This window comes from Streptomyces niphimycinicus (genome assembly GCF_018883605.1).
GTDB classification, from domain to species: domain Bacteria; phylum Actinomycetota; class Actinomycetes; order Streptomycetales; family Streptomycetaceae; genus Streptomyces; species Streptomyces niphimycinicus.
Genome location: NZ_JAHLEM010000093.1, coordinates 1 through 10,857, shown reverse-complemented (window position 1 = coordinate 10,857; position 10,857 = coordinate 1). Strand labels below are relative to the sequence as shown.

The 10,857-nt window shown below is 73.1% G+C and carries 8 protein-coding genes; 3 read left to right on the top strand and 5 right to left on the bottom strand.

From position 1 onward, the window contains the following. Positions 1 to 211: 211 nt before the first annotated feature. Both KN815_RS11135 and KN815_RS11130 read right to left on the bottom strand, forming a co-directional pair. Positions 212 to 1,639: a GntP family permease gene (locus KN815_RS11135; protein ID WP_216341618.1), complete on the bottom strand. Its 1,428-nt coding sequence runs from the start codon at positions 1,637 to 1,639 to the stop codon at positions 212 to 214. Between the two features lie 172 nt (positions 1,640 to 1,811). Continuing rightward, complete coding sequence (locus KN815_RS11130) at positions 1,812 to 2,801, bottom strand: Bug family tripartite tricarboxylate transporter substrate binding protein (protein ID WP_216341617.1); 990 nt, start codon at positions 2,799 to 2,801, stop codon at positions 1,812 to 1,814. Between the two features lie 98 nt (positions 2,802 to 2,899). Between KN815_RS11130 and KN815_RS11125 the strand changes: the two genes are divergently transcribed. From KN815_RS11125 to KN815_RS11115, 3 genes are all read left to right on the top strand, one after another. Then, positions 2,900 to 4,663, top strand: coding sequence for a sensor histidine kinase (locus KN815_RS11125; protein ID WP_216341616.1), 1,764 nt, complete (start codon positions 2,900 to 2,902; stop codon positions 4,661 to 4,663). Then, positions 4,660 to 5,352: a response regulator gene (locus KN815_RS11120; RefSeq protein ID WP_216341615.1), complete on the top strand. Its 693-nt coding sequence runs from the start codon at positions 4,660 to 4,662 to the stop codon at positions 5,350 to 5,352. Before KN815_RS11125 ends, KN815_RS11120 begins: the two co-directional genes overlap by 4 nt. Before the next feature lie 90 nt (positions 5,353 to 5,442). Next, positions 5,443 to 5,649 (top strand): hypothetical protein, encoded by a 207-nt coding sequence (locus KN815_RS11115; RefSeq protein WP_216341614.1) that lies wholly within the window; start codon positions 5,443 to 5,445, stop codon positions 5,647 to 5,649. Between the two features lie 37 nt (positions 5,650 to 5,686). On the opposite strand, the gene KN815_RS11110 is transcribed toward KN815_RS11115, so the two are convergent. From KN815_RS11110 to KN815_RS11100, 3 genes are all read right to left on the bottom strand, one after another. Beyond that, positions 5,687 to 6,253 (bottom strand): cupin domain-containing protein, encoded by a 567-nt coding sequence (locus KN815_RS11110; RefSeq protein WP_216341613.1) that lies wholly within the window; start codon positions 6,251 to 6,253, stop codon positions 5,687 to 5,689. Between the two features lies 1 nt (position 6,254). Further along, positions 6,255 to 8,297: a class I adenylate-forming enzyme family protein gene (locus tag KN815_RS11105; protein ID WP_216341612.1), complete on the bottom strand. Its 2,043-nt coding sequence runs from the start codon at positions 8,295 to 8,297 to the stop codon at positions 6,255 to 6,257. Further along, positions 8,294 to 10,857: AMP-binding protein (locus KN815_RS11100; RefSeq protein WP_216341611.1), on the bottom strand; the 2,564-nt coding region annotated here is incomplete at its 5' end. The genes KN815_RS11105 and KN815_RS11100, both read right to left, overlap by 4 nt.

Here is a 10,857-nt window from a genome sequence, read left to right as displayed (position 1 = left end):
CCAACAAGACCTGCGGAAGCGTGGTCTCGCCATTCGGTCCCGTCATCAAGATCCCCAACTCACTTGCCGTCCCCTAGTGGGAGGCGCGCAGGGGGCGTCGGGTTCCCGGGGTCGGCAATCTCTCACCTCGGCGGCCCCGCCGCGGTGGGCCCGGTCGCGGTCGATCCCGCCGCGACCGGGCCCACCGCGACCGCCCGGCCGCCGCCTCGGCTCAGGCGAAGACCGACAGCAGCAGCGCCATCGCCAGGCCGAGCACGCTGACCAGGGTCTGTACGACCGTCTGGGTCTTGGTGGCCTGGCCGAGGTCCATGCCGAACGACTCCTTCACCAGCCAGAACCCGGCGTGGTTGACATAGTTGAGGCCGAGCGAACCGGCCCCGATCGCGACCACCAGCAGGGATGCCTCCAGGCCCCCGCCGTCACCGATCAGCGGGGCCACGATGCCGGTGGCGGAGACGATGCCGACGGTGGCGGAGCCCGTGGTCAGCGACAGCAGCAGGGCGATCAGCCAGCCCAGCAGGATCACATTGATATGGGCTCCCTCGGCGGCCGAGGCGATGGCGTCACCGATGCCCGAGTCCTGAAGGACCTGCTTGAACGCCCCTCCCCCACCGATGATGAGCAGGATCGCGGCGATGGACTTCAGGCTGTCGGTCAGGGAGGCGCGGGTCTCCTCACCGGAGCGGCCGGAACCGGCGAACGTCACCCCGAGGGCGAAGACGAAACCGGCGAGCATCGCCACCAGCGGCTCTCCGGCGAATACCAGCGCCGCGCCCAGCCCGCTGGACTCGTCGAGCACCGTCTCGGCGAGCGTACGCAGCAGCATCAGGACGACGGGGACCAGCACCGCCGCCACGGCCAGGCCGGTGGGCACACCGGTCCTGCGGGGCGCGTCCGCGCCCGCCTGCGCACCGGGTCCGGAGGTGGCCGCGGCGGGCTGCCGCTCGGCCCCGGCGAACTGGGCCACCAGTTCGGCGTCCGGGGCGACGTCGGGAAGCCGGGGCGCGATCCAGCGGGCGTAGACGGGGCCCGCCAGGATGACGGTGGGCACGGCGCAGACGATGCCGACGCCGAGGGTGAGACCGAGGTCGGCGTGGAGGCCGGTCATCGCGGTCAGCGGGCCGGGGTGGGGCGGCAGCATGCCGTGCAGGGTGGACAGCGAGGCGATGGCGGGCACGCCGAGGAGTACGTACGGGCTGCCCTTGGTGCCGCCCTGGGCCTCCATCCTGCGGGCGACGCTGAAGATCAAGGGCAGCAGCACGATCAGGCCCACCTCGAAGAACATGGGCACGCCGATGACGAACGCCGCGGCACCGACCAGCCAGGGCAGCCTGCGCGGCTCGGCGCGGGCGACGAGGGCGCGGGCGATGGTGTCGGTCGCGCCCGAGTCGGAGAGCAGACGGCCGAGCATGGCGCCGAGGGCGAGGGTGACGCCCACGTCACCGAGGGTGCCGCCGGCGCCCTCCTCGATGGATCCGGCGAGTTTCGAGGCGGGTTCCCCGGCCGCGATCCCCGTGCCCACGCTGACCAGGATCAGCGCGACGAACGGGTGGACCCGCAGCCGGGAGTTGATGAGGTAGATCAGTGCTGCTATCGCCACCGTGAGGATGAGCAGCAGCCACCAGGTGTGTGCGGTCATGCGATGCCTTCCAGGACATGTGTGTATTACGGGACATGCGGGCGGGTTCGTACGGCCACCAGGGCATGGGTGGGTCAGGGGGTGGTGCGGATGGGCATGCGGGGGTGAGGCGGTGGCCGGTGGCGGCCGCCATGGCGGTGGCCGGTGGCGGCCGCTCCGGAGGGGGTGTCGGTCAGTCCAGTCCCAGGTGTCCGACCAGTTCGGCCACGGCCTTGTCCTGCCGGGCCAGATAGGTGGCGAAGGCGCCACCGGTGGTGAAGGCGTCGGTCCAGCCGTGGCGGGTCAGCTCGGCCTTCCACTGCCGGGAGGTGTGCAGCGCGGTCAGCACCTCGATCCAGCGTTTGCGGTCCGCGGAGCTGATGCCGGGCGGGGCGACGATCCCCCGCCAGTTGTCGAAGACGAGATCGATCCCGGCGGCCTTCAGCGTCGGCACCCCGGGCAGCGCGGCCACGGGCCGGTCGCTGGTGACCGCGAGCACCCTGAGCTGTCCTGCGGCGATCTGGTCGAGGAACTCGCCGATGCCACTGGTGGCGAAGTCGACCCGGCCGTCCAACAGGGCGGGGAGCAGCTCGCCGCCACCCCCGTCGTAGGCGGCGTACCGCACCCGCTTCGGCTGGATGCCGACCGCGCCGGCCAGCGCCATGGGCAGCAGGTGGTCCGGGCCGCCCAGTGACGAGCCGCCACCGACCGTGACGCCTCCGGGGTTCTTGCGCCACCCGGTGACCAGGTCGGCGAGGGTGCGGTACGGCGAGTCCTTGCGGACCACCACCGCTTCGGGCTCCTCGATCAGGCGGGCGATCGGGGTGGTGCGCGCCACGGTCACCTTCGCACCCTGCACATGCGCCGCGCCGAGGACACCGAGGCCCATCTGGAGGGCGAGCCGTCCGTTGCCCCGTTCGTCCACGGTGCGCTGAAGACCGACGGTGCCACCGGCTCCGGGCAGGTTGAACACCTCCGTGTCCGAGGCGGTCCCGGTCTCCTCCAGCACCCGGGCCACGGTCCGTGCCGTGGTGTCGTACCCGCCTCCGGGGGTGTTGGGCACCAGGATGCGCAGACCGTCGTCCGCGGTGTGCCCGGGGCCCGGCCAGGTGTCACACGCGCCGACGAGCAGGGACAGCACAGCGGCCAGGAGGCCGGACAGGGCGCGGGTGCGGCCTCTCATGGCACCTCCCTTTCGCTTCCCATACGGCGGACGCCATGATTGTGCAGCCTGGTGGGAAATGCGCCCAGGTTGTGTCAGCAGGAGAGATTGAGTTCATTGTGGTCGCCGCGTTCCGTCGTCAAACGCTCGCGGGCGAGATGCTGGTGTTGCAGCTCGCCATCGTCGTGGTGGTGCTGATGGCGGTCGCCGCGGTCTCGCTCGCCCAGTCGGAGGCCACGTTCAACCGGGTGGAGGGCCGCCGGGTCGGTGCGCTGGCCGAGCAGCTTGCCGCCCAGCCGCTGGTACGCAGCCGGCTGGTGGGCCCCTCACCTGCGGAGGCGCTGGCCCCGCTGGTGTATTCGTCCCGGGTGCAGTCGCGGGTGACGTCCGTCACGGTGGCCGACGGTCACGGGCGCGTCGTCAGCTCGACGAATCCCACGGTGCTCGGCGACCGGCTGCCGCTGGGCAAGGGAGTCGGCGCGGGGCGCGGCTGGTCGGGCACGCTGGACTGGGACGGCAGCCGGGAGCTGGTGGCCCAGGTGCCGGTCCTCGGTGCGACGGGCGACGATCTGGGGCGGCATCTGGGCACGGTCATGATCGGCGAGGCGTCTCCCACCACATGGCAGCGGCTGAGCGGCGCGTCCTCGTATCTGCCCGTCTATCTCGGTGTCGCCAGCGCGCTCGGCGTCGTCGGCTCCTGGCTGCTGGCCCGGCGCGTCAAACGGCAGACGCTCGGGCTGGAGCCGCGTGAGATCACCGGGCTGGCCGAGCACCGCGAGGCGATGCTGTACGGCATCGCCGAGGGCGTTGTCGCGCTCGATCCGCAGCACCGGGTGACGCTCGTCAACGACATGGGCAGACGGCTGCTGGACCTGCCCGAGGACTGCGTGGGCCGGAATCTGGCCGAGCTCGGCATCGAGGGACGGCTGCTGGATGTGCTGGCCGGGGCGCGGAGGGAAACGACGGACCCGAAGGACGAGGTCGTCGTCCGGCACGGCCGCGTCCTGGTGATGAACCGGATGACCGTCGTCAAGGACGGACGGCCGCTCGGCTCCGTCACCACCCTGCGGGACCGCACCGAGCTGGCGAGGCTGGAGCGCGAGATCGGCTCCTTCCGGAGCACCTCCGAGCTGCTGCGCGCGCAGACCCACGAGTTCGCCAACCAACTGCACACCATCTCCGGGCTGATCCAGATCGGCGAGCAGGAGGAAGTGGTGCGCTACATCCGGGCGCTGAACCAGCGCCGCCAGTCGCTGGACATGTCCATCGGCCGCCGGGTCCGGGACACCGCCGTGGCCGCGCTGCTGATGGCGAAGGCGTCGCAGGCCGCCGAGCGGAAGGTGGCCCTGCGCCTCTCGGACCGCACCGCGCTGGACCGGCTGATGCCCGAGGACGCCGCCGATGTGGCCACCGTGATCGGCAACCTGGTGGACAACGCCATCGACGCCGCCACGTCCGAGCGCGGCGACGGGAAGATGGCCGGGGCCGGGAAGGTACCCAGGGCCGGGAAGATGACCGGGGCCGGGAAGGTACCCGGGGCCGGGAAGATGACCGGGGCCGGGAAGATGGCCGTGGCCCGGGACGGCGACGAGCCATGGGTGGAGGTCGAGCTGCGCCAGGACAACGCCAGTGTGGAGATCGTCGTACGCGACTCCGGACCCGGTGTCGCCCCCGGACTCGCCCAGGAGGTCTTCGCCCATGGCTTCACCACCAAGGCCGCCCGGGAGGGCGAGCGCGGCATCGGGCTCGCCCTCACCCGGCTCGTCTGCGAGCGCCGAGGTGGCGAGATCGCGGTGACCAACACCCCTCAGGGCGCGATGTTCAGCGCCCGCATGTCCGTCAGCCACCCCGCCGACGCGGTGGCGGAAGGAGCGACCCGATGACCGAGTCGGCCGGCACGATCGATGTGCTCGTCGTGGACGACGACTTCATGGTGGCCCGTGTCCACCGCACCTTCGTGGAGCGGGTGGCGCCGTTCCGCGTCGTCGGCACCGCCCACACCGGCGAGCAGGCGATCGAGGCGGTCGACGCGCTCCGTCCCGACCTGGTCCTGCTCGACCTCTATCTGCCGGACCTCTTCGGCCTGGACGTCATTCCCCGGCTGCGCACCGCCGGGCACGACTGCGACGTCATGGTGATCACCGCGGCCCGGGAGGCCGACGCGGTGCGCGGCGCGGTCCGCCAGGGTGTGGTCGACTACGTCCTCAAGCCCTTCGACTACGAGGATCTGAAGCCCCGCCTCGAACGCTATGCGACCCAGCGCGGACGGCTGCTCACCACGGTCGTCCGCGGCCAGGCGGATGTGGACCGGGTCCTGGCCGGGGCGTTCGCGCCCCCGGCGGGCGGGGCCCTGCCGAAGGGCCTGAGCGTGGAGACCGCCCAGCTCGTCGAGCGTGCCCTCCGCGAGGCGGACGGCACCGTCTCCGCCGCCGAGGCGGCCACCGCGATCGGCATCTCCCGGGTCAGCGCCCGCCGTTACCTGGAGTACTTCCACACCACCGGCAACGCCGACGTCTCGCTGCGCTACGGCGCCGCCGGCCGCCCGGAGCGCCGCTACAACTGGCGGGCATAGCAACTCCGTTCCGGTCCGCACCGGTTCGCATCTGGCAACACCGCCACCCGCACCTCCGGGGCCTCGCCGGGCTACCAGACGGCGGCGTCGGTGGCCGGTTTCGCGCCGTTCCCCGCCGTCCTGCTCGCGGAGTCCTTCGGCTGGGCGGGCCCGGCCGGGCTGTATGTGTGCATCGCGCTGGTGGGACTCGCCGGTGTGCTGTCCACCCGCGAGACCTGGGGCCCCGGGCAGCGCACGGCCGCCCCGGCCGATCAGCCGCGGCGGGCGGCCGATCGGGCGGGGCAGCCTTCGCGCTGAGGGGCGGACGCTGAGGGGCGGCCCTCCGGACAGTGCTCTAGTGGTCCTGACCGGGCATGCCCGCACACGTCCGGCAGGGACAGTGGGGGCAGCCCGTGGTGTGCAGGTAGCGCGGCGGACCGGCCGTACGGCGGCAGATCAGGCAGGTCAGTTCGCCGTCGTCGGCGACCACTTCCTCGTACGCCACCGGGGTCATCCGGTCGTCCGCGCCGATCCGCTTGTGCGGCGAGCCGACGGCGAGGATCAGATGGTCGGTGATCGCGCCGACGGCGTGCGGGATGTCGCCTTCGATCAGGAAGGTCTGTCCGGCGTGGGTTTCATGGATACGGCCGTCGTAGGTGATGGTCCCGATACCGGCCACCACGGTCAGGACGTGGTGGCCGGGGTGGGTGTGCGGGACGAACCCGGCGCCCGCGGGCAGCCGGATCAGGTCGGCGCCGATGTCCCCGTTGGTCACCAGTTCGCGCCCGCTGGCCGACGCCGTGCCGTGGACCGGCACGGGCAGCGGAGCGTGCTCCACATGCAGTCCGGTGTGTTGGTGGCGTACGGTCCTGGTGGCCCAGGTCGCGATCTTCAGCGCGGGCTCGGTGTCCTGTTCCGGCATGTCACTCCCTCGGTTGTGAATCCCAAACGACGCCGCCCAGGTCATGGCGGCCGGCGCGCAGAACGGAAAAGCCCACGGTGGCCGGGCGGCCGGGACGCGGCCGCCGCACCCACGTCCAGCGGTCGGCACGGGCCGTCCCGTGGTCGTCCGCGAGACAGCGCCACAGGTAGTCGACCGCCCATGGCAGGCCGTCGGCCGTGGCGGGGGCATGCGGCAGCAGCCGCAGGGTGCCGTCCCCGGACTCCCACCATGCGCCGAACCCCACCGACCCGGGCCCGGCGGTTACGCCGTCCTCGGTGACGGGTTCGTCCGCCAACACCGCGATCCGGGCGGCGAGTTCGGCGTATTCCAAGAGTGGCCACCGGGACCGCAGATACGCACGCCACCGCGCCTTCTCCGCCTCCGGCAGGGGCGTCCGGATCCCGTTCTCGCGTACGTGTGTGCGCAGGAAGTCGAACGCGGCGAAGGCCGGCTCGTCTCCGGTGGGGGCCGGTTCGTCGGCGGCGTACGGCGCGATCGCGCGCAGTGCGCGGTGCAGATCGCGATGCGGGTCGCGATGCGGGTCGCGATGCGGGTCGCGATGCGGGTCGCGATGCAGATCGTGGTGCGGGGTCCGCGAGGACGTGTCCTCCTTCGGACCGGTGGCGAGCAGGGTCCGGGCGGTGGCGGCGGCGTAGCGCAGCAGCCGTTCGTAGCGGGCGGCGGAGATCCGCCGTACGGCCAGGGTGCCGCCCATCGCGGTGCGCCGCGGCTTGCCGGTGGCGGTGGCCAGGAAGCCGCCCCAGCGGACCGCGGCGGGGCGTACGGCGGCCTGCTCGCAGACGGTCCGCACCGCGTCGAGGGTGGTGCCGGGGGACTCGTCGGTGACGAGGCCGACCTCATGGCCGAGAGTGGTCTCGGCCACCGGGACGGCGGCGAACCGGCCGCGCAGGCCCGCGTCGTGCCACATCCGCTCCACGTCCAGCGGATAGTGCTTCTCGCCACCACGGTCGATGCGTTCCTTGGCGCGCCCCCTGAGCACGAGCAGCCCGTCGCGGAACTCTCCGAGGTCGCCGGTGCGCAACCAGCCGTCGGGGGTGAGCGTCTGTGCGGTGCCGCCCGGGTCGCGCCAGTAGCCGTCCATCATGTCCGGTGTTCTGATCCACACCTCGCCGGAGGCGAGCCGTACCTCCGTGCCGGGCAGCGGGAGTCCGACCGGCGGGAAGCGGTCGAGGTACTGCGCCGGGAAGTCCTCCTCGGTCAACACGGGCATGGTGAAGCTGAAGTTGACCGCTTCGGTGAGCCCGTATCCCTGGCGGAGCCGTGGCCCGTAGCGCCGGTGGAAGCGCCGGGCGAGGTCGCCGGTGAGCGGGGCGGCCGCGGTGATCAAGTAGTCCAGGCCGTCCGGCCAGACGGCGCCTGCCTCCACCACCTCGGTGAGCAGGGCGGGAACGATCGAGGCGGTGCGGGCGCCGCCCGCCGCCAGCTCGCGCAGATAGCCCTCCGGGTCGAAGGCGGTGTGCAGGACCAGCGGGGTGTGCGTGATGTGTGTGCCGATGAGCGACATGACGAGCGCGTTGCAGTGGTACAGGGGCAGGCAGGTGCCGTGCGGACGGCCGGGTGCGAAGCGGTGCAGCCGCGCCGTCTTGGTGGCGTTGCCGAGGACGGCGCGGCGGCTGAGCATCACGCCCTTGGGGGTGCCGGTGGACCCGGAGGTGAACATGATGAACGCCAGGCCCGCTCCCCCGGGATCGGCCGGGGCGCCGGGGAGGGTCCGCGAGCGGAGCGGCTGTGCTCGGTCGCGGGGTGCGTCGATGACGGCCGAGGCGTCCACCCGCCGTACGGTGTCGGCCAGTTCCGCATCGGAGCTGCGCGGGTGGCGCGGTACGGCCACGAGCCCCAGGTCGAAGCAGGTGAGGAGGGCCCCGGCCAGCGGCTCGTCATGCGGGAGCCGGATGACGACGCGGGCCCCGGATGGCAGTTCCTCCAGGCCACGCAGCGGCGCCCGGAAACGCCGTGCCAGTTCCGTCGTGTCCAGCGGGGCTCGGTGCGCCACGGAGGTCATGGGTTCTCCGTCCCTCGGGCGGTGCGCTCGTATCGCCGCGCCCGCTCGGCCGGGCGCGGCTCCTCGACGGGTCGAGGCCCCTCGACTCGGCGTGGCCCTTCCACTCGGCTTGCCCTTGCCACTCGGCGTGCCCCTTCCATTCGGTGCAGTTCGTCGGCGAGGATCCGGCCGAAGTCGCCGATGTGCTGGGGCTGCATGATCCGTTCGTGGTCGTGGTCGACTTCGTGGACGGTGAGCCTGCCGGTGACCAGCGGACGCCATGCCTCTCGCAGCGACGGGCGGTTTCCGGCGCCCGCCACGTGGACGGCGTCGCCGTCCAGCACCGGTGGCCGGTAGCCCCGCAGGAGCCGGGCGTTGTTCTTGGAGACCGCGACGACGCGGGCGATGTCCTCCTCGGTGAGAGTGGCGAGCACACTGCCTTCGGCCCGGAGCGCGGCGGTGACCGTGGCGAAGTCCGCTTCTCCGGGCGGGAACCGCCGCTCGTCGTATCCGGCCGCGGTCAGCAGGATGCGGTGGATCCGCTCCTCGTCGATGCGTTCCCCGGGCCCGCAGCCGGGCGCTTCGCCGGGTGCTCCGCCGGGTGTTCCGCCGGGGTGCGGCGGCAGGGTGTCGACGACGCAGACCAGCCCCGGCTCGACGCCCAGCTTCCGCAGCCGCACCGCCATCGCGTGGGCGACGAGACCACCGAAGGACCAGCCGATCAGGTGGTACGGGCCCTGAGGGCGCACCGACCGCAGTTCGTCGACGTAGACCTCGGCCATCTCCTCGACGCTGGAGGGCAGTTGGCCGATGCCGCCGGGGCCCTCGCCCCGGAAGGCGTAGAGCGGATGCGCGCGGTCGACGTGGTGCAGCAGCCCGGCGTACAGCCAGCCGAGGCCGCTCAGGGGGTGCACACAGAACACCGGCGCCGCTTCGCCGCCGGTGCGGTACGCGATGAGGTGGCCGCGGGCCGTGGGCGTGCCGTCGTCGAGACGTGCGGCGAGGGCGGCCGGGGTGGTCGCTTCGAACAGGTCGCGGATGGTGGGCCGCAGGCCGAGCACCTCATGGATCCGGGAGGCGAGCCGGGTGGCACTCAGCGAGTGCCCGCCCAATTCGAAGAAGCTGTCCGTGGCCCCGATCCGGGGCAGGCCGAGCACCTCGGCGAACAGCCGGCACAGCGCCTCCTCCCGCAGCGTGCCCGGCGCCCGGCCACCGGTGCCGCGGCCCCATTCGGGCTCGGGCAGCGCGCGCCGGTCCACCTTGCCGTTCCGGGTGAGCGGAAGGCGGTCGAGGGGCTGGAGCCGGGCGGGCAGCATGTAGCCGGGCAGCCGCGCGGCCAGGTGGTCGCGTACGGAGTCGAGGTCGAGGTCGGCCCCGGCGGGATCGGTTCCGGCGGGATCGGTTCCGGCGAGGCCGGCATCGGCGAGGCCCGTTCCGGCGGATTGGGGCACGAGGTAGCCGACCAGTCGCCGGTCGTCGGGTCCCAGGTCGCGCACCGCCGCGGCGGCGGCCCGCACATGGGGGTGCGCGGTCAACGCGGCCTCGATCTCGCCGAGTTCGATGCGGTGGCCGCGCAGTTTGATCTGGTCGTCGTCGCGGCCGTGGAAGCGCAGGGTGCCGTCGGCCCGCCAGGAGGCCAGGTCGCCGGTGCGGTACATACGGGTGCCGGGCGGGCCGAAGGGGTCGGCGACGAAGCACCCCGAGGTGAGCGACGGACGGTGCAGATAGCCGTGGGCGACGCCCGCCCCGGCCAGGTACAGCTCACCGATGGCACCGGGCGGCACGGGCCGCAGCCGGTGGTTGAGAACGTACGCGCGGGTGTTGGCGACAGGGCGGCCCAAGGGGACACCGGGCTCCTGGGGGCCGGTGACGGGGTGGCAGGCGGACCAGACGGTGGTCTCGGTGGGGCCGTAGCAGGCGAGCAGACGGCAGCCGAGGCCGGTGAGGGTCTCGGCGAGCGGGCCGGGGACGAGCTCGCCGCCGATCACCGCGCGCATGCCGTGCAGCGCGGCGGTCCGCCGGGCCGCCAGCGTCTGCCAGCGCGAGGGAGTGGCCTGCATGACCGTGACGCGGTGCCGGGCCAGGAGGGCGAGCAGGGCGTCCGGGTCGCGGAGCGTCGCGGCGTCGGCGACCACCGTGGCGGCCCCGGTGACGGGGCCGAGGAACAGCTCGGGCACCGACATGTCGAAGCCGGTCGGAGCGGCCGCCAGGACGCGGTCGTCGGCGCGGATACCGAGTCGTTCGCCCATCGTGGCCAGCAGGTTGGTCAGCGCCGGGCGCGGGACGACGACGGCTTTGGGGTGGCCGGTGGAGCCGGAGGTGTGGATCGCGTAGGCGGCGTCGGCGGGCAGCCGGGCAGGGCCGGATGGCGTGACCGGCCCGGCGGTTAGGACCCAGGGGTCGCGGGTGGGCTTCGGGTCGCGGGTGGGCTTCGGGTCGCGGGTGGGCTTCGGGTCGCGGGTGGGCTTCGGGTCGCGGGTGGGCTTCGGGTCGCGGGTGGTGGCCGGGGCGCCGGTGGGTTTCGGGTTGCGGGTGGTGGCCGGGGCGCCGGTCGTGGCCGCGACGCCGTCGGCCGCGGGGC

What these genes read in the sequence shown, in the direction of transcription:
- KN815_RS11120 (WP_216341615.1), top strand. Translation starts at nt 4,660, where the DNA reads ATGACCGAGTCGGCCGGCACGATCGATGTGCTCGTCGTGGACGACGAC.
- KN815_RS11110 (WP_216341613.1), bottom strand. Translation starts at nt 6,253, where the DNA reads ATGCCGGAACAGGACACCGAGCCCGCGCTGAAGATCGCGACCTGGGCC.
- KN815_RS11130 (WP_216341617.1), bottom strand. Translation starts at nt 2,801, where the DNA reads ATGAGAGGCCGCACCCGCGCCCTGTCCGGCCTCCTGGCCGCTGTGCTG.
- KN815_RS11135 (WP_216341618.1), bottom strand. Translation starts at nt 1,639, where the DNA reads ATGACCGCACACACCTGGTGGCTGCTGCTCATCCTCACGGTGGCGATA.
- KN815_RS11105 (WP_216341612.1), bottom strand. Translation starts at nt 8,297, where the DNA reads ATGACCTCCGTGGCGCACCGAGCCCCGCTGGACACGACGGAACTGGCA.